This is a genomic window from Ferrovibrio terrae, assembly GCF_943372915.1.
Lineage (GTDB): Bacteria > Pseudomonadota > Alphaproteobacteria > Ferrovibrionales > Ferrovibrionaceae > Ferrovibrio > Ferrovibrio terrae_A.
Genome location: NZ_CALSAN010000023.1, coordinates 53,871 through 70,926, shown reverse-complemented (window position 1 = coordinate 70,926; position 17,056 = coordinate 53,871). Strand labels below are relative to the sequence as shown.

General features: G+C 65.7%; 19 protein-coding genes. 8 read left to right on the top strand and 11 right to left on the bottom strand.

The window, feature by feature from the left end:
• The 6 genes from AAG821_RS15840 to cysG form a co-directional block, all read right to left on the bottom strand.
• A partial coding sequence (locus AAG821_RS15840; protein ID WP_341913498.1) for a phosphoadenosine phosphosulfate reductase family protein occupies positions 1-290 on the bottom strand: 290 nt, incomplete at its 3' end.
• A 21-nt stretch (positions 291-311) separates the two neighbouring features.
• Positions 312-1,055 (bottom strand): phosphoadenylyl-sulfate reductase, encoded by a 744-nt coding sequence (locus AAG821_RS15835; RefSeq protein ID WP_341913497.1) that lies wholly within the window; start codon positions 1,053-1,055, stop codon positions 312-314.
• On the bottom strand, positions 1,052-1,570 hold the full coding sequence (locus AAG821_RS15830; protein ID WP_341913495.1) for a DUF934 domain-containing protein: 519 nt from the start codon (positions 1,568-1,570) through the stop codon (positions 1,052-1,054). The genes AAG821_RS15835 and AAG821_RS15830 overlap by 4 nt, the downstream gene beginning before the upstream one ends.
• On the bottom strand, positions 1,557-3,215 hold the full coding sequence (locus AAG821_RS15825) for a nitrite/sulfite reductase (RefSeq protein ID WP_341913493.1): 1,659 nt from the start codon (positions 3,213-3,215) through the stop codon (positions 1,557-1,559). The genes AAG821_RS15830 and AAG821_RS15825 overlap by 14 nt, the downstream gene beginning before the upstream one ends.
• Before the next feature lie 17 nt (positions 3,216-3,232).
• A complete protein-coding gene (locus AAG821_RS15820; RefSeq protein ID WP_341913491.1) occupies positions 3,233-3,544 on the bottom strand; it encodes a DUF2849 domain-containing protein in 312 nt (103 codons plus the stop codon).
• A gap of 10 nt (positions 3,545-3,554) precedes the next feature.
• On the bottom strand, positions 3,555-4,937 hold the full coding sequence (cysG, locus tag AAG821_RS15815; protein ID WP_341913490.1) for a siroheme synthase CysG: 1,383 nt from the start codon (positions 4,935-4,937) through the stop codon (positions 3,555-3,557).
• Positions 4,938-5,172: 235 nt separating this feature from the next.
• Here cysG and AAG821_RS15810 point away from each other — a divergent pair, with 235 nt between their 5' ends.
• The 4 genes from AAG821_RS15810 to kdsA all read left to right on the top strand — a co-directional run bounded on the left by AAG821_RS15810 (position 5,173) and on the right by kdsA (position 8,236).
• Complete coding sequence (locus AAG821_RS15810) at positions 5,173-5,595, top strand: hypothetical protein (RefSeq protein WP_341913488.1); 423 nt, start codon at positions 5,173-5,175, stop codon at positions 5,593-5,595.
• Positions 5,596-5,670: 75 nt separating this feature from the next.
• On the top strand, positions 5,671-6,492 hold the full coding sequence (locus tag AAG821_RS15805) for a helix-turn-helix transcriptional regulator (protein ID WP_341913486.1): 822 nt from the start codon (positions 5,671-5,673) through the stop codon (positions 6,490-6,492).
• 78 nt (positions 6,493-6,570) lie between these two features.
• Positions 6,571-7,281, top strand: coding sequence for a CBS domain-containing protein (locus AAG821_RS15800; RefSeq protein WP_341913485.1), 711 nt, complete (start codon positions 6,571-6,573; stop codon positions 7,279-7,281).
• A gap of 103 nt (positions 7,282-7,384) precedes the next feature.
• Positions 7,385-8,236, top strand: a complete 852-nt coding sequence (gene kdsA, locus AAG821_RS15795; protein ID WP_341913484.1) for a 3-deoxy-8-phosphooctulonate synthase — start codon at positions 7,385-7,387, stop codon at positions 8,234-8,236.
• A 71-nt stretch (positions 8,237-8,307) separates the two neighbouring features.
• Here the strand turns inward: kdsA and AAG821_RS15790 are convergent, their stop codons facing one another.
• The 4 genes from AAG821_RS15790 to AAG821_RS15775 all read right to left on the bottom strand — a co-directional run bounded on the left by AAG821_RS15790 (position 8,308) and on the right by AAG821_RS15775 (position 11,124).
• Entirely contained in the window at positions 8,308-8,892 is a 585-nt protein-coding gene (locus tag AAG821_RS15790; RefSeq protein ID WP_341913483.1) for a DUF4142 domain-containing protein, read from the bottom strand.
• 155 nt (positions 8,893-9,047) lie between these two features.
• Entirely contained in the window at positions 9,048-9,545 is a 498-nt protein-coding gene (locus AAG821_RS15785) for a DUF4442 domain-containing protein (protein WP_341913481.1), read from the bottom strand.
• The gene (locus tag AAG821_RS15780) at positions 9,542-10,195 is read right to left on the bottom strand and encodes a TetR/AcrR family transcriptional regulator (RefSeq protein ID WP_341913479.1); all 654 of its coding nucleotides are present in this window, start codon (positions 10,193-10,195) and stop codon (positions 9,542-9,544) included. The genes AAG821_RS15785 and AAG821_RS15780 overlap by 4 nt, the downstream gene beginning before the upstream one ends.
• Before the next feature lie 47 nt (positions 10,196-10,242).
• On the bottom strand, positions 10,243-11,124 hold the full coding sequence (locus AAG821_RS15775; RefSeq protein WP_341913478.1) for a LysR substrate-binding domain-containing protein: 882 nt from the start codon (positions 11,122-11,124) through the stop codon (positions 10,243-10,245).
• 123 nt (positions 11,125-11,247) lie between these two features.
• Between AAG821_RS15775 and AAG821_RS15770 the strand changes: the two genes are divergently transcribed.
• The 4 genes from AAG821_RS15770 (at position 11,248) to zapE (ending at position 15,679) form a co-directional block, all read left to right on the top strand.
• On the top strand, positions 11,248-12,228 hold the full coding sequence (locus AAG821_RS15770) for a nitronate monooxygenase (protein ID WP_341913476.1): 981 nt from the start codon (positions 11,248-11,250) through the stop codon (positions 12,226-12,228).
• A 44-nt stretch (positions 12,229-12,272) separates the two neighbouring features.
• Positions 12,273-12,872, top strand: a complete 600-nt coding sequence (locus AAG821_RS15765) for a glutathione S-transferase N-terminal domain-containing protein (protein ID WP_341913474.1) — start codon at positions 12,273-12,275, stop codon at positions 12,870-12,872.
• A gap of 76 nt (positions 12,873-12,948) precedes the next feature.
• Positions 12,949-14,448, top strand: a complete 1,500-nt coding sequence (locus AAG821_RS15760) for a CoA-acylating methylmalonate-semialdehyde dehydrogenase (protein ID WP_341913472.1) — start codon at positions 12,949-12,951, stop codon at positions 14,446-14,448.
• 100 nt (positions 14,449-14,548) lie between these two features.
• Entirely contained in the window at positions 14,549-15,679 is a 1,131-nt protein-coding gene (zapE, locus tag AAG821_RS15755) for a cell division protein ZapE (protein ID WP_341913470.1), read from the top strand.
• 27 nt (positions 15,680-15,706) lie between these two features.
• Here the strand turns inward: zapE and AAG821_RS15750 are convergent, their stop codons facing one another.
• Complete coding sequence (locus AAG821_RS15750) at positions 15,707-17,056, bottom strand: pentapeptide repeat-containing protein (RefSeq protein WP_341913468.1); 1,350 nt, start codon at positions 17,054-17,056, stop codon at positions 15,707-15,709.

Here is a 17,056-nt window from a genome sequence, read left to right as displayed (position 1 = left end):
AGGGTCGGGTCGGTGTCTTCCAGCGGCGGGCAGGCATCCTTGATCAGCTCCAGGCCCCATTCGGTGGCATAGCGATCGCGGAAGGCATAGGTCTCGGGGAATTCCAGCCCGGTATCCAGATGCGCCACCGGAAACGGCACGCGGCCGAGGAAGGCCTTCTTGGCCAGCCAGATCATCACGTTCGAATCCTTGCCCAGCGACCACAGCATCGCCAGCGGCTTGATCCGGCTGTAGGCCTCGCGAAGGATGTAGATGCTCTGCGCTTCGAGCTGGTCGAGATCGTCTTGCATGACTGAAACGTGGCTTTCTGATTACTCTTCGTCGCGAGGACTGGAGGAGGGAAGCGTGCTGACATGGATGCCGCATTCGGTCTTGTCGGCGCCCTGCCAGCGGCCGGCGCGGGCATCGTCGCCGGCGGCCACCGGCTGGGTGCAGGGGGCGCAGCCAATCGAGGGATAGCCCTGCGCCACCAGCGGATGGCGTGGCAGGTTGTGGCGGATGAAATAGGCCTCGATCTCGGCCGGGCCCCAGTCGGCCAGCGGGTTGAATTTCAGCCGCGCGCCATCGGCCTCCACCAGCGGGATATGCTGGCGGGTGGCGGCCTGGAAGCGCTTGCGGCCGTTGATCCAGGCGGCGAAGGGCTTGAGCCCGCGCGCCAAGGGTTCGACCTTGCGGATGCGGCAGCAGGCCTCGGCATCGCGGAACCACAGGGTGCCGGCATCATCCTGGGCCGACAGCAGCTTCGGATCGGGGGTCAGCACGCGCACGTCACTCAGGGACAGGCGGTCGATCAGCGCGTCGCGATAGCGCAGGGTCTCGTCGAACAGCTTGCCGGTATCGAGGAACAGCACCGGCGTGGTCTTGTCCACCGCGGCCACCAGATGCAGCAGCACGGCGGCCTCGGCACCGAAGGACGACACCAGCGCGATCTGGCGCGGGAAGAGGTCGCGAATGGCGATGTGCAGCACATCCTCGGCGCCGCGGCCCTGCAGCTGGGCATTCAGCGAGGCGGCATAGTCGTTGAGGTCGAGGCTGGCGAAGGCAAGCGCGGTCATTCGGCGGCTTCCTTCTTCTGTGCCGCCTTCAAACGCTGCTTCAGCGCGCTGATGCGGCCATCGGCGGCCGGCTGGTAGACATGGCTGAAGCTCTGCAGCGCCCGGGCAAACACGTCGGCGGCATCGGCACGCGGGATTTCAAAGGCATCGAAACCGCTGCGCTGCATATGCCAGAGCTGGTCGCGCAGCACGTTACCGGTGGCGCGCAGCTCGCCCGTATAGCCGAAGCGCGCACGCAGCAGATGGGCCTGGCTGTAGGCGCGGCCGTCGCTGAACTTGGGGAAGCTGAGCACGATCAGGTCGAAGCGCTCGGCCTCGGGGCCGAAGTCGAGCACATCCACGGTATTGGGCAGGCTGATGCCGAGGGGGCTGTTGCGGCCTGCCAGCTGGTCCTTCTCGGCCTGCCAGCGCGCGTAAGAGATCAGCACGGCGCCGCTAGCCGGCAGGGCGGCGTCATCCGCCACCGGCTGGAAAGCATCCTCGCCGACAATGCGACCGTCTTTAAGCAACGGCATAGACGGCCTCCTTGAACGGGGTGAGGCCGACGCGGCGATAGGTGTCGAGGAACCGCTCGTCGCTGGATTTGCGCAGGCGCAGATAGGTCTCGACCAGCGTGTCGATGGCATCCACCGTATCGGCGGCATTCAGGGATGGCCCGATCAGGTCGCCGATGGCGGCCTGGTCATCGGCCGAGCCGCCGAGCGTGAGCTGGTAGAATTCCTCGCCGGCTTTGTCGACGCCGAGGATGCCGATATGGCCGACATGATGATGCCCGCAGGCATTGATGCAGCCGGAAATCTTGATCTTCAGCTCGCCGATGTCATGGGCACGTTCCCAGTTCTTGAAGCGCAGGGCGATCTGCTGCGCCACCGGGATCGAGCGGGCATTGGCCAGCGCGCAGTAATCCAGGCCCGGGCAGGCGATGATGTCCGAGGCCAGGCCAACATTGGGCGTGGCGAGGTCATAGGCCTTCAGCGCCTTGTACAGCGCCGGTAGGTCGGCCTGCTTCACATGCGGCAGCACCAGATTCTGCTCATGCGTCACGCGGATTTCGCCAAAGGAATAGCGCTCGGCCAGGTCAGCCACGGCGGTCATCTGCTCGGCCTTGGCATCGCCGGGCGCCTCGCCCTCTTTCTTCAGCGAGATGGTGACGATGCTGTAGCCCGGCTGCTTGTGCTTGAAGGTGTTGCGCCGCGCCCACAGGCCGAACTCGAAGTCGGTGCGGAAGGCATTGGCATACTCAGCCGCCACGCCACCCAGCTTTTCGAAAGCCGGCGGGGCAAACTGCGCCGCGATCTGGTCGATGGCCGCCTGTGGCAGCTTCAATGCACCATCCTTGGTGGCGGCGAATTCCGCTTCCACCTTCTCGCGCATGGTGTCGATGCCGATTTCATGCACCAGGATCTTGATGCGCGCCTTGTAGATGTTGTCGCGGCGGCCGAACTGGTTGTAGACGCGCAGGATGGCTTCCAGATAGCTCAGCAGGTCCTGCTTGGGCAGGAAGTCGCGGATGGTCTTGCCGATGAAGGGCGTGCGGCCGAGGCCCCCGCCGACAATCACCTCGAAGCCGATCTCGCCGGCGGCATTTTTATGCATGCGCAGGCCGATATCATGCACGCGCACGGCGGCGCGGTCATTCGGCGAGCCGGTGACGGCGATCTTGAACTTGCGCGGCAGGAAGCTGAATTCCGGGTGGAAGGTCGACCACTGGCGGATGATCTCGCACCACACGCGCGGATCTTCGATCTCGTCGAAGGCGGCGCCGGCAAACTGGTCGGTGGTGGTGTTGCGGATGCAGTTGCCGCTGGTCTGGATCGCATGCATCTGGATTTTCGCCAGATCGGCCAGCGCATCGGCGGTGTCTTCCAGCTTGATCCAGTTGTACTGCAGGTTCTGCCGGGTGGTGAAATGGCCCCAGCCGCGATCATACTTGCAGCCGATCTGGGCCAGGCCACGCAGCTGCTTGGACGACAGCGTGCCATAGGGAATGGCAATGCGCAGCATATAGGCGTGCAGCTGCAGATAGAGGCCATTCTGCAGGCGCAGCGGCTTGAACTCGTCTTCACTGATGTCGCCGCTCAGGCGGCGGGCGACCTGGTCGCGGAACTGCGCAACGCGCTCGTCCACCAATGTCTGGTCGATATCGTCATACTGGTACATGGCGCTTTCCTGGGGGCTCAGGCTGCGGGTTTGCGGATTTCGGTGGTCGGGCCATCCGCGCGGATGACCTCGCGATACTGGATCGGCCTGGGCGGCGTGCTGCTGGCATCCACCGGAATCAGATATGGCGCGACGACGATATTCATCTTCGCCTGCGCCTCGGCGATGGCGAGCAGGGCGGCGCCGGCCTCGGCATTGGCAACCACAGAGGCGTCAGCAATGCGGCGGCTCCAGCCGGCCACCTTGGTCAGGTAAACCACATCGCCGCTTTTCAGGTCGTTGGCGGTGACCACCTGCGGCTGGCTGTCGAGTTTGGGGGCTTTGGCCATCTGTGTATCCTCAGGCGCTGCGGCGCTGCTGCGTGGCGGTTGCCTGCGCATAGGCGGCGACATTGCCGATCACCAGCAGAACCGCACCATTGCCATGCTGCGCGGCGAGCGCCGGCAGGCCGTAAAGCTGGCCGGCGCTGACCTGCTGGTCGCGGCGCGTGCCGTTTTCGATCAGCGCCACCGGCAGGGTCGGCGCCACGCCGGCCCCGAGCAGGCGGTCGCGGATCGCGGTGGCCTGGCTCAAGCCCATATAGACGACAACGGTTTCGCCGGCTGCCGCGCGATCTGCCCAGGCAAGACTGTCTTCGCCGTCTTTGAGCTGGCCGCTGACCAGGCTGAGGCCATGGCTGAGATCGCGATGGGTGAGCGGAATGCCGGCCGTGGCGGCGCAGCCGAGGGCTGCCGTGATGCCGGGGATGACCGACACCGCGATGCCGCGGGCCTGCAGATAGTCCATCTCCTCGCCGCCGCGACCAAAGATGAAGGGATCTCCGGCCTTGAGCCGCACCACGCGCTTGCCCAGGGCGGCATGGGCAGCAAGCTGGGCGTTGATCTCGTCCTGGCCGACGCTGTGGCGGCCCTTGCGCTTGCCGACCAGGATGCGTTCGGCATCGCGGCGCACGCGATCCAGAATTTCCGGCGCCACCAGCGCGTCATAGAGCACGATATCGGCATCCATCAGCGCGCGCTGCGCGGCAATCGTCAGCAGGTCGGGATCGCCGGGGCCGGCGCCGACCAGCTGCACATGACCGCTCACCGTGTCCTGCACGGCATTGAGTTCCGCCATCAGGGCACTGCGCGCCCCGCTGCGGTCGCCGGCATGGATTTTCGCTGCCACGGCGCCATCGAAGACGCGCTCCCAGAAGCGTTTGCGCACAGCGGCATCGCGGATCACGCGGGCCACGGTGCCGCGGAATTCGCCGGCCAGTGCGGCGAGATCGCCCAGTCGTGCCGGCAGCAGCGCCTCGATCTGCGCGCGGATGCGGCCGAGCAGCAAGGGTGCAGTGCCATTGGATGAGATGCCAATCGTGATGTCGCCGCGTTCGATGATCGCCGGCACGGTGAAATCGGAGAGATCGGCGCGATCCACCACATTGACCAGCAGGCCGCGCGCCTGTGCTGCAGCGGCTACGATCTCGTCGGTGGCTTCGCCGGTGGCGGCAATCACCAGCCGCATGCCGTCGAGCAGGGCAGGGGAGAAAGTGTCGGCGCGGTGGGCGATGCGGCCTTCGGCCACGGCCAAGGACAGTTCGGCATTGAGATCGGCGGCCACGACCTGCACGCGGGCGCCGGCCCTGGCCAGCAGGCGAATCTTGCGGGCGGCGTTTTCGCCGCCGCCAACCACCAGGACCGCGCGGTCCTGCAGGTTCAGAAATCCCGGAAAGCTCTGCATGGCACGCCCAGCCCTTTCGTGGCCAGCATCGTTGCTGTGTGGAATATTTTATTTAACGTGCAGATATGAGAGTCAAGATATTAATACGTAAAATTATGAGATTATATAATTTATAACATCATATTATTGTTAAATAAAGAACCCCGATAACCTGGCTATTACCTGCATGGTAATTGTTAACCTGCTGATCTGATTTGATAATCACTCCAGTTCCACCCTGAACAGGAGCCTGACCATGATCTCCAATGCCCGGATTGCCACGATCCTCCGCTTTGACGCCGCCCTGTGCTTCGCCTGCGGCCTGCCTGGCCTGATCGCCCCGGCCTGGCTGGCCGGTTTCCTGCTGCCGCAACAGGACATCGTCCTGGGCCTGCCCACCGCCACGGTGCTGTGGGAGCTGGGCATCCTGCTGGTCGCCTATGCCGGCATCCTGCTGCTGGCGGCCGCCCGGCCCGGGCTGGACCGCCCGGTGCTGCTGGTCAGCGCAGTGGCCGATGCCGGCTGGGTGCTGGGCACGTTTGCGCTGGTGGCGGCGTTTCCTGCCAGCTTCAGCAGCTGGGGCATCGTCGCGCTCGCCGTGGTGGCGCTGGATACGGCACTGATCGGGCTGTGGAAGCTGCGGGTGCTGCGCGGCGGTACAACGCCGCTGGCGGCCTGACCCTTCTGAAGGTGGCACGGGCGGTAGACAGGCCGCCCCGTGCTTTCACACACTGCAGGCAAACAGGCGGGAGGCATGCCGATGAGTGACGTGGCGCTGCAGGGCGGGCCCGGGGCTGGCTTCGGTACATTGATGCGGCAGTGGCGCCGCCGCCGCGGCTTCAGCCAGCTGGAACTGGCCGAGACGGGCAGCGTGTCGCAGCGCCATGTCAGCTTCCTGGAATCCGGCCGTGCGCGGCCCAGCCGCCAGATGGTGCTGCATCTGGCCGAGCTGCTGGACATGCCGCTGCGCGAACGCAACCGTCTGCTGCATGCGGCCGGCTTTGCCGCCGCCTATCGCGAAAGCGGCCTGGATGCGCCGCATCTGGCCGAGGCGCGCCATGCCCTCGATCTGCTGCTGAAACAGCATGAACCGTTTCCCGCCGTCGTGGTCGATGCCGGCTGGACCGTGCAGCTGGCCAACCAGGCGGCGCAGCGCATGATCGGCTTCCTGCTTGGTGCCGGCCGCGATCCGGCGCGACCGGTGAATTTCATGACCCTGCCGCTGCACCCCAATGGCGCCAGGCCCTACATCCGCAACTGGCGCGATGTGGCCGGCGCGCTGCTGCACCGGCTGCAGCGCGAGGCAATGGACAGCCCCGCCGCCGCCGCCGTGCTGGCCGAGGTGCGCGGCTATCCCGACGTGGACGCGCTGTGGCGCAGCGTCGACTGGGAGTCCGAGCCGCGCCCGCTGCTCACCTTTGCCATCGAGAAGGACGGCCTGGTGCTGGATCTGATCACCATGATCGCCACCTTCGGCACGCCGCAGGATGTCACGCTGCAGGATCTGCGGATCGAGACCTTCCTGCCGGCCAATGCCGCCAGCGAGGCGCTGTTGCGGGGCCTGGCGGCGGCGTGAAAGCGCCTGCATTTTGACACGGATCAAGGCGGCGCCGGGCGGCCGGCGCGAGGATGCGGCATCCCGATGGAGATGCCCATGAAAGCCGCCGATATCATGACCGTTCCTGTCCACAGCGTTCGCGCCGAGGATACTGTCGCCCATGCGGTGCAGCAGATGCTACAGCGCCGGATCAGTGGCCTGCCGGTGGTCGACCAGGCGGGCAACATGGTCGGCCTGGTCACCGAGGGCGATTTCCTGCGGCGCAGCGAAACCGGCACCGACAAGCGCCGGCCGCACTGGCTGCAGCTGCTGCTCGGGCCCGGTCGCGGCGCGGAAGACTACACCCGCAGCCATGCCCGCATGGTGGGCGAGATCATGACCACCGATGTTGCCACGGTGAGCGAGGATGCGCCGCTGGCCGAGATTGTCCGCATCATGGAAAAGCGCCGCGTCAAGCGGGTGCCGGTGCTGCGCGCCGGCAAGGTGGTCGGCATTGTCAGCCGGGCCAACCTAATGCATGCACTGGCCGGCGTGCTGGGCGAGTTGCGGCCCACGAGTGATGCCGATGCGCATATCCAGCAGCAGATCATGACCGAGCTGCGCAAGCAGGACTGGGCGCCGCTGGGCAGCACCAGCATCGTGGTGCGCAACGGCGTGGTGCATCTGTGGGGCACGATCTTCGACGAACGCGAGCGTGTCGCGCTGAAGGTGCTGGCCGGCGCCATTGCCGGTGTGAAGGCGGTAGAAGACCACCTGGTGTGGATCGAGCCGGTCACGGGCTTCTACCTCACGCCGCCGGCGGCCTGAGGCTGCCAGTTTAGGAGCGGCCGGATATCGCAAATCCGGCCCGCTTGCGTCACAATCCCGCCGATCTGGCCGCCGCCGTTGCGGCCACCTGCGGAGATGGATGATGGCAACGCTGACCCTGGATAAATGGAATCTGTCGATCGGTGACGGCAAGGGGCTGTTCTGCATCCTCGGCCTCAATGTGCTGGAGGATCTCGACCTGGCGATGGCCACGGCCACCGAGCTGAAGGCGATCACCAGCGAGCTGGGCCTGCCGTTTGTGTTCAAGGCCAGCTTCGACAAGGCCAACCGCTCCTCGATCAACAGCTTTCGCGGTCCCGGCCTGGAGGAGGGCCTGAAGATCCTGGCCGCCGTCAAAGACAAGCTGAAGGTGCCGATCGCCACCGACCTGCATGAAGTGGATCAGGCCGAACCGGTGGCGGCCGTGGCCGACCTGGTGCAGATTCCCGCCTTCCTGGTGCGGCAGACCGACCTGATCGTGGCCTCGGCGCGCGCGACGCAGAAGCATGGCGGCCTGCTCCACGTTAAAAAGGCACAGTTTCTCGCCCCGTGGGACTGCAAGAGCATCCTGCATAAGATCGAGCAGGCAGCCGGTCCGGGCATGACCATCCTGTGCGAGCGCGGTGCCGCCTTCGGTTACAACAATCTGATCGTCGACATGCTGGCAATCCCGGAAATGAAAAAGTTCGGCGTGCCGGTGACCATCGATGCTACCCATGCCGTGCAGTTGCCCGGCGCGCGCGAGGTTGCGGGCGGCGGCGTCGCCGCCGGTGGCCGCCGTGAAGGCGTCGCGGTGATCGCAGCCGCGGCGATTGCCGCCGGTGCCGATGGCGTGTTCCTGGAATTCCACCCTGATCCCGACAATGCCAAATGCGACGGGCCGAGCTGCCTGCCGCTCGATGGCGCGCGGGCCGTGTTGACGAAACTGAAGGCACTCTACGCCGCCGCCCAGTAAGCCGGCGGCATGTGAAAAAGCCGCCCGGCACTCGCGTGCGGGCGGCTTTCTCTATTCAAGACAGGGCGGCGTTACGACGCGTTGTTCGCCAGCGCACCGGAAATCTGCCTGGCGTCATCAATATGCTTGCGCACCAAAGGCATCATCACTGTCGTGTTGCTCTTGATCGCGGCGGCATCACCCGTGCGGGCATAATTGGTATGCAGGCGCAGCTCATGCTCGTGCACGTCGATCTGCGACAGGATATAGTTCTTGTCGAAGCTGCTGAGCGAGGCTTTCTGCAGCTCATTCAGCTTGGCCGCCTGCTTCACCGTCAGCAGCGGTGTGGTCGGCGTCAGGCCAGCCTGGATCGCCGCGTCGTTCAGCTTGGGCGACGACAGCATGTGATCATCCAGCACGCGCTGGGCATAGTCGCGCACCTGCTTGTTCTGGGCGCGTTGAACGGCGATCTTGCTCGCCTCGACTTCAAACAGGTCTGCGGTTCGCGCCGACGCCAGGTAATCCGTGGTCCCGAGCGGCTTGGCGCTCGTCGCCCGGCTCTTCTGCGTCGTGGTGGACGGATACTGGGTGGTCTGCGCCAGCACAGGCGCAGCGATGAAGCCGGTGGCCACCAGGGCGCTGGCGCCAAGCAGGGCAAACTTGCGGATATGGATCATGGGTGTACTCCAAGTCTGTTGGGACGCCAGCAGTGACTGCGGCGTTTTATCCCGGGTTTAGTTCAACCCATCTACAGCCCAGAGGTTCCGCTTTGGCAGGCCGAAGCCTGTTGTGATCTTTATGCTATCTTTCGTCATGGCCCCTTGTAACGGGGCTATGCCGGCCCGATGCGCCAGCGCGGACGCGCCACCATCACCATATCGCCGCCGGCATCGCGCAGTTCGACCAGACCATCCAGCGGCTGCGCCACTGACCAGTCGAGCGGCGCGATCCGGCATTCGGCCGTGATCGGGCCGCGCGCCTTCTTCAGGTAGTCGCTGTCAAAGCCGGTGACGATCCAGCGCGTGCCTTTCGCGGGCTGGCGGCTCATCAGCGCCAGATTGGCGGTCAGTTCCGCCAGGTTGGTCAGCGCCACCGCATGCAGCGAGCGCAGATGGTTGCGCACGCGGCGCCGGTCGGTCATGCGGGCACGGGCATAGCCCGGCACCAGCTCCACCACCTGCGGCCCGATGGTGGCGGCATAGGGCACGGTCAGGCCGATCATCAGGTTGAACAGATGGCGGCCGAAGGGCAGGCGGCACAGGCCGGCCCACTGCTTCAGCACCGTGGCTTGTGCGGGCACGGCGTCAACCGGGAGCGCGGCAATCGTCATTTGAGTTTCCTCTTGCTGGGCGGGACGGCGATGGCCTCCCAGATCAGGTCAGACAGTTTCTGCGCGGCACTGGCGGGTCTGAGGCTGGCCGCACCGCTGCGCTGCATGCGCAGCCAGGTCTGCACCGGGCCGATCACCAGACTAAGCAGCAGTTCGGGTGGCAGCGGCTTGAGAATGCCGGCGGTGATGGCAGGCTTGAGCAGCCGCAGCAGCGGCCGCAGGAAATCGGCGGTGCCCTGCTGCAGGCGGCTTTCGGCTTCGCTGACGGCGCGATGGTGGCGATACTCGGCCAGAAAGCGCGCGGCCGCCGGATGGCGCATCGACCAGTCGATATGGGTGGTGATAAACGCATCCAGCAGGGCGCGGGTATGGTCATGCCGCGCCAGTGCGGCGGCCAGTTCGGTGCGATAACGGCCCAGCAGGTCTTCATACAGCGCCGCGACCAGGCCCTCGCGACTGCCGAAATGGTGATACAGGCTGCCGACCGATACGGCGGCGGCATCGCGCACCTGCTCGATGGTGGTGGCATCCACACCCTGCGCATCGAACAGCGCCAGTGCGGCGATCAGGGCGCGCTGGCGGCTGCCGCCGGTATCGCTGGCCGTCTCGGCAACAGGTTTGGCAGTCTTGCGCAGGGCTTTGGCAGGCATGCCCGGCTTATATAGCTCAGGCTAGAATAATATTCTAGAATAAAATTCTAATTTCCGGTTTCCGCAGCGTCCGCACAGCTGGCCATGAAGGCGCGCATGGCGGCGCCGGCATAGGCATCGCGGCGCTGCACGAACACCGTATCCACCATGGCCTCGCGTTGCGGAATCGCCTCGATGCGCACGGATTTGCCGATGGCGCTGCGGGTGATCGCGGCTCTCGGCAGCAGGCTGATGCCGACATTGGCGGCGACACAGCCCAGGATGCCTTCCACGGTGCCGAATTCCAGCCGCCGCACCGGCAGCCAGCCCTGGCTGGAGACATACTGCTCCAGCCGCTGGCGGTAGGAGCAACCGCTGCGGAACACCACCACGGTCAGCGTGCGGTTGGCCTGGCGGTAGCTGGCGATATCGGGCCAGCTCTTTGCCATCGCCAGTACCAGCTCCTCGCGGAACACCGGCGTGGCCACCAGTTCCGGATGCGCCACGGGGGCGGCGACGAACGCACCGCTCAGGCTGTGATCCAGCACCTTTTCCAGCAGGGTGGCGGTCGGCCCGGTGGTGATGTCGAGTTCGACATCGGGATACTGCGCATGGAATTTCGCCAGCACCGGCGGCAGGCGCACGGCGGCAGTGGTTTCCATGGCACCGATCGGCAGCGGGCCGCGCGCGGTGCCGTCGTCGCAGGCGGCGCGGGTCGCATCGGCCACCAGGGCGGCGATCTGTTCGGCATAGGGCAGGAGGCGCTGGCCGGCATTGGTGACGCTGACGCCGCGGCTGTGGCGGTTGAACAGCGGCGTGCCGAGCCGCTCCTCCATCAGCTTGATGCGCATGGTCACGTTCGACTGCACGGTGTTGAGCTGCTGCGCGGCCTTGGAGATGCTGCCGCAACGGGCGACGGCGGAGAAGAAGGCGAGATCGGACAGATCCATGGGATACCTGACAAACTGACTATCTGTAAAAACGATGTCTATTATTGGTAATAATCATTATTAAGAATATCACGTTGAGGCTAGTCTGCCAGCACTTTCTTGCTGACGCCTCGGAGACCCGCCATGACGCTGTCCACCGCGCTGACCCGCCGCCTCAACATCCAGCATCCCGTGCTGCTCGCCCCGATGGATCTGGTGGCCGATGCGAAGCTCTGCGATGCGGTCAGTGCCGCTGGCGGTTTTGGCATGCTGGGGGGCGGCTATGGCGACGAGGCCTGGCTGCGCCGCGAGATGGCCGTGCTGCAGGCCCGGCCGGTGCAGCGGCCCCATGGCATCGGCTTCATCACCTGGAGTCTGGCCAAGCAGCCGCAGCTGCTTGATCTGGCATTGGAAAGCCGCCCGGCGGCGGTGATGCTGTCATTTGGCGATCCGACCCCGTTCATCGACAAGATCAAGGCCGCCGGCGCGCTGGCGATCTGCCAGGTGCAGACCGTGGCGATGGCCCGGCAGGCGGCAGCCGAAGGCGCCGATATCATTGTCGCCCAGGGTGGCGAGGCCGGTGGGCATGGCGTGTCGCGCGGCACGCTGGGCCTGGTGCCGGCGGTGGTCGATGCCGTGCCGGCGATGCTGCCGGTGGTGGCGGCCGGCGGCATCGGCGACGGGCGCGGCCTGGCGGCGGCGCTCAGCCTGGGCGCGGCCGGCGTGCTGGTCGGCACGCGGTTCTACGCCACCCATGAGGCCGCTGGTTTTCCGCAGGCCAAGGCGCGCATCTGCGCGGCCTCGGGCGACGACACCGCGCGCAGCATTGTGTTCGATATCTCGCGCGAGAATATCTGGCCGGCGCCGTTCAACGGCCGCTGCCTGGTCAACGACCATGCGCGCCGCTGGATGGGCCGCGAGGTGGAGCTGATGCGCAATGTACGCGAGGAAGCCGTGCGCTATCGCGAGGCGCGCGCGGCCGGCGATTTCAGCATTGCCGCCGTGATCGCCGGCGAAGCGGCCGATACCATCACCGAAGTGGTTTCGGCACGCAACGTGGTGGAAACCATGGTGAGCGAGGCCGAGGACATCCTGATCCGCCTGTCCGGCCAGCTCGCCGCCTGACCATCACTCCATTGCCTCCCCGGGCTTAAAAAAAAGAGACAAGCATGCAGCTGTTTTTCAACGCCACCTCACCCTATGCCCGCAAGGCCCGTGTCGCCGTGCTGGAGAAGGGGTTGGCCGGTCGCGTCACCTTCGTCGAGACCGATCCCTGGGCCAGCCCGGCCGAGTTGGTGGCGCTCAATCCGCTGTCCAAGGTACCGACCCTGGTGACCGATAGCGGCGCGGTGGTGACGGAAAGCGACGGCATCATCCAGGTACTCGACATGCTGGGCGGGCATCCCTACCTGCTGCCACCCGATGGTCCGGCACGCATGGAACTGCTGGTGCGCAGCGGCCTGTGTCAGGGGCTGATCGATGCCAGTTTCATCGCCGTGATCGAACGCCGCCGCCCCGCTGCCGGCCAGTGGGATGACTGGGTCATGCGGCAGCGCACGGCGGTGATCCGCGGCCTGGCGCATATCGCCACCAGCTTCGTGCTGCCGCCCGCGCGGTTTGATCTGGGCGATATCGCCCTGGCCTGCGCGCTGGGCTATCTCGACTATCGCCATCCCGACCTGCCCTGGCGGCAACAGTATCCGGCCCTGGCCGCCTGGCAGGATATCGCCGACCAGCGGCCCTCGATGATCGCCACCAGCCCGAACTGACCCGCCAACCCTTGCCAGTGGCGCCCGGGGCTTTAGAGTCGCCGGGCTGCGGTGTCTGTTCTAGGGAGTCCACAAAATGGCGAAAGAGTTGCATCATTTTATTGGTGGCAAGAAGGTTGCCGGTACGTCCGGCCGGTTCCTCGATGTCTACAATCCGACCACCGGCGAAGTGGCCGCCAAGGCGCCGCTGGCCACCAAGGCCGAGGTCGAGGGTGCCATCGCCGACAGCCAGAAGGCCTTCCTGGAATGGGGCACCACCTCGCCGCTGACGCGCGCGCGCGTCATGTTCAAGTTCAAGGAGCTGTGCGAGAAGAATGCCGACGAGATCGCCCGCCTGATCTCGAATGAGCATGGCAAGGTGATTTCCGATGCCAAGGGCTCGCTGCAGCGTGGCCTGGAAGTGGTGGAATTCGCCTGTGGCATCCCGCATCTGCTGAAGGGCGAATATTCCGACAACGTGGCGCGTGGCATCGACGTCTATTCGATGCGCCAGCCGCTCGGTGTCGTCGCCGGCATCACCCCGTTCAACTTCCCGGCCATGGTGCCGATGTGGATGTTCGGCGTCGCCATTGCGGCGGGCAACACCTTCATCCTCAAGCCCAGCGAAAAGGACCCGTCCTGCCCGCTGAAGCTGGCCGAACTGATGCTGGAAGCCGGCGCGCCTCCGGGCGTGCTGAACTGCGTGATCGGCGACAAGGAATCGGTCGACACGCTGCTCACCGATCCGCGCATCCAGGCGGTCAGCTTCGTCGGCTCGACGCCGATTGCGCAGTATGTCTATGCCACCGCGGCCGCGCATGGCAAGCGCGTGCAGGCGATGGGCGGCGCCAAGAACCACATGATCGTGATGCCCGATGCCGATATGGACCAGGCCGTGGACGCGCTGATCGGCGCTGCCTATGGCTCGGCCGGCGAACGCTGCATGGCGGTTTCGGTGGCCGTGCCGGTAGGCAAGGGCACCGCCGACCGTCTGGTCGAGGCGCTGGCGCCGCGCGTGCGTGCGCTCAAGATCGGTCCCAGCACCGACAAGGATTCCGAGATGGGTCCGGTGGTGACCAAGGAGCATCTCGCCAAGGTGAAAGGCTATGTCGATCTCGGCGTCAAGGAAGGCGCCAAGCTGGTGGTCGACGGGCGCGGCCTGAAGCTGCAGGGTTACGAGGACGGCTACTTCATGGGCGGCTGCCTGTTCGACAACGTGACGCCGGACATGCGTATCTACAAGGAAGAGATTTTCGGCCCGGTGCTGGGCGTGGTCCGCGCCGAGACCTTCGAGGACGCCGCCCGGCTGCCGACCGAGCATGAATTCGGCAACGGCGTGGCGATCTTCACCCGCGACGGCGATGCCGCCCGCGACTTTGCGGCGAAGGTGCAGGTCGGCATGGTCGGCATCAACGTGCCGATCCCGGTGCCGCTGGCCTTCCACACCTTCGGCGGCTGGAAGAAGTCGGCCTTCGGCGACACCAACCAGCATGGTCCGGAAGGCGTGAAGTTCTACACCAAGATCAAGACGGTGACGGCACGCTGGCCGACCGGCATCCGTTCGGGTGCCGAGTTCAACATCCCGACCATGAAGTAAGCCGGTTCAACCCGGAACAAAGTCAGGATCCAGGGCGGGCGGCAGATGACTCTGCCGCCCGTTCTTGTTTTAAAGAGACGGGTTGTTTTAAAGAGATTGTATGTCGATCCTCGAAATCTATCGCGCCAGACTCGGCGCCGGCGAACTGGCGGAAGACCCGGCCCAGGCGCTGGCGGCCGAGAAGCTGGAGCTGCTGAGCCGGCGGCTGGCGCAGTACCAGCCCGGCACCGAGGATACCTGGCTGCAGAAGCTGAGTTTCGGCCGCAAGCGCGAGCCGACGCCGCAGGGCCTCTATATCTACGGCGATGTCGGCCGCGGCAAATCCATGCTGATGGATCTGTTTTTCGAGACGGCGCCGGTGGAGAAGAAGCGCCGCGTGCATTTCCATGCCTTCATGCAGGAGGTGCATGCCGAGATCTATCGCTATCGCCAGCTGCCGGCCGACGATCCGGAAAAGAAGGCCGGTGGCGACGATCCGATCAAGCCGGCGGCGAAGAAGATCGCGAAGTCAGCCTGGCTGCTGTGTTTCGACGAGATGCAGGTCAGCGATGTGGCCGATGCGATGATCCTCGGCCGCCTGTTCGAGAAGCTGTTCGACCGCGGCGTGGTGGTGGTGGCGACCTCGAACCGGCACCCGGACGATCTGTACAAGAGCGGCATCAACCGCCAGCTGTTCCTGCCCTTCATTGCGCTGTTCAAGGACAAGCTGGATGTGCTGCATCTGGCCGCCAGCCGTGATTACCGCCTGCAGCGCATCGCCCGGTCGCCGGTCTGGTTCAGTCCTCTGAGCGCCAAATCGACGCTGGCGCTGGATCATGCCTGGAACCTGCTGACCGACGATGCCGAGGGCGAGCCGGGCGAGATCGAGCTGCTGGGGCGGCGGCTGATGGTGCCTTGCCAGGCGCGCGGCGTGGCGCGCTTCCGCTTTGACGAGCTGTGCGAACAGCCGCTCGGGCCGCCGGATTTCCTGGCGATCGCGCGCCATTTCCATACCGTGATGATCGACAATATCCCGACACTCAGCCCGGCCAAGCGCAACGAGGCCAAGCGTTTCGTCACCCTGGTGGATACGCTGTATGAGGCGAAGGCCAAGCTGATGGCGACAGCGGCCGCGCCGCCGGAAACGCTCTATCCCGAAGGCGAAGGCGCGTTTGAGTTCCAGCGTTGCGTGTCACGCCTGAACGAAATGCAGAGCGAAGACTATCGCGCACTGCCGCATGTGAGCGGCTAGCGGCCGGAACCACCGGACCAATTAACGTTAATTCGGCAGCAGCAGGTCGCGGGCGCGATCGAGGCGGGCGTTGGTGAAGCTGGCGCCAACCAGAAGCGCGCCGGCGAAACGGCCATCGGTGAGGTCGGCGCCGGTCAGGTCGGCGCCATTCAGGTTGGCATCGCGCAGATCGGCAGCCACCAGGCTGGCACCGCTCAGATTGGCACCGACCAGGATGGCGCGCTTCAGCTTGGCCGCACCCAGGTTAGTGCGGGCGGCGCGGGCATGCGGCGCATCATCCTTGATCGCGGCAAGATTGGCCTCGGTCAGGTCGGCGGCATCCAGCGTGCTACGCGCCAGGCTGGCGCCGCGCAGGTTGGCCTTGACCAGGGTGGCCTCGCGCAGGTCGGCGAAATTGAGCCGCGCCAGCGCCAGATTGGCATTGGTCAGGATCGCCTTGGCAAAGCAGGCGCGCTCCAGCAGCGCGCCCATCAGGTTGATGCCGCGCAGGTCGCGGCCGGAGAAATTGAAATCGCTCAAGTCCGCGCGCAGGCCCTGGCGGCCTTCAGAATGCACCCAGAGTTCATGCTGCTTCAGGATTTCGGCCAGATCGGCTTCGGCATGGCGTGAGGTGGTGGCGAAGATCGCGGCTGCCAGTTCGGGCAGGCTGCGGCTGGCCGGATCGACAATGGCGCCGCGCAGATCGGCACCGGCAAAATTGGCACCGCCAAGCTGGGCGCCCGACAGGCTGGCGCCGGCCAGATTGGCGCCGGAGAAATCGGATTGCTGCAGATCGGCACCTTCCAGCCGGGCCGAGGTCATCTGCGCCTTGCGCAGATCGGCACCGTGCAGGTTGCTGTCGTCCAGATTCGCATCGGCGAAGTCGGCATGCAGGGCGAAAGCCTTGGGCAGCTGGGCGCCGGACAGGTCGGCGCGCTGCGCCGAGGCACCGGACAGGTCGATGGCCCGCTTGGTCGGGCCGCTGTCGGCGATGCGGCCTTCCGAGTCATACACCGGGGCCAGCGCCTCGGCGCCGTTCGACTCCGACATATTGGCATCGTTCAGGCCGGCGGCGCGCAGGCAGGCGCCGCGCAGGTCGGCCCAGCGCATGTCGGCGCCGTCCAGCGTGGCATTGCGGAAATCCGAGCCGCCGCATTTCGACATCGACAGACGCGCACCATCAAGGCGGGCGCGATGCAGGCGGGCACCGGTCAGGTCGGCGAGGGTGAGGTTGGCGCCGGTGAGATCGGCATCCGAAAGATCGGTGAAAGCCAGGGCGGCAGGCTGGGCACCGGGTTTGCCGGCCAGATGGGCTTCATGCTCACGCAACACATCGCGCAGCTTTTCGGCGCCGACTTTGGTCAGATGCGGGGGAGCCCCGCGGGTAAAATCGCCCAT

Coding starts and splice junctions, on each gene's coding strand:
- AAG821_RS15835 (WP_341913497.1), bottom strand. CDS start 1,055: ATGACCGCGCTTGCCTTCGCCAGCCTCGACCTCAACGACTATGCCGCC.
- AAG821_RS15830 (WP_341913495.1), bottom strand. CDS start 1,570: ATGCCGTTGCTTAAAGACGGTCGCATTGTCGGCGAGGATGCTTTCCAG.
- AAG821_RS15825 (WP_341913493.1), bottom strand. CDS start 3,215: ATGTACCAGTATGACGATATCGACCAGACATTGGTGGACGAGCGCGTT.
- AAG821_RS15820 (WP_341913491.1), bottom strand. CDS start 3,544: ATGGCCAAAGCCCCCAAACTCGACAGCCAGCCGCAGGTGGTCACCGCC.
- cysG (WP_341913490.1), bottom strand. CDS start 4,937: ATGCAGAGCTTTCCGGGATTTCTGAACCTGCAGGACCGCGCGGTCCTG.
- AAG821_RS15810 (WP_341913488.1), top strand. CDS start 5,173: ATGATCTCCAATGCCCGGATTGCCACGATCCTCCGCTTTGACGCCGCC.
- AAG821_RS15805 (WP_341913486.1), top strand. CDS start 5,671: ATGCCGATGAGTGACGTGGCGCTGCAGGGCGGGCCCGGGGCTGGCTTC.
- AAG821_RS15800 (WP_341913485.1), top strand. CDS start 6,571: ATGAAAGCCGCCGATATCATGACCGTTCCTGTCCACAGCGTTCGCGCC.
- kdsA (WP_341913484.1), top strand. CDS start 7,385: ATGGCAACGCTGACCCTGGATAAATGGAATCTGTCGATCGGTGACGGC.
- AAG821_RS15790 (WP_341913483.1), bottom strand. CDS start 8,892: ATGATCCATATCCGCAAGTTTGCCCTGCTTGGCGCCAGCGCCCTGGTG.
- AAG821_RS15785 (WP_341913481.1), bottom strand. CDS start 9,545: ATGACGATTGCCGCGCTCCCGGTTGACGCCGTGCCCGCACAAGCCACG.
- AAG821_RS15780 (WP_341913479.1), bottom strand. CDS start 10,195: ATGCCTGCCAAAGCCCTGCGCAAGACTGCCAAACCTGTTGCCGAGACG.
- AAG821_RS15775 (WP_341913478.1), bottom strand. CDS start 11,124: ATGGATCTGTCCGATCTCGCCTTCTTCTCCGCCGTCGCCCGTTGCGGC.
- AAG821_RS15770 (WP_341913476.1), top strand. CDS start 11,248: ATGACGCTGTCCACCGCGCTGACCCGCCGCCTCAACATCCAGCATCCC.
- AAG821_RS15765 (WP_341913474.1), top strand. CDS start 12,273: ATGCAGCTGTTTTTCAACGCCACCTCACCCTATGCCCGCAAGGCCCGT.
- AAG821_RS15760 (WP_341913472.1), top strand. CDS start 12,949: ATGGCGAAAGAGTTGCATCATTTTATTGGTGGCAAGAAGGTTGCCGGT.
- zapE (WP_341913470.1), top strand. CDS start 14,549: ATGTCGATCCTCGAAATCTATCGCGCCAGACTCGGCGCCGGCGAACTG.
- AAG821_RS15750 (WP_341913468.1), bottom strand. CDS start 17,056: ATGGGCGATTTTACCCGCGGGGCTCCCCCGCATCTGACCAAAGTCGGC.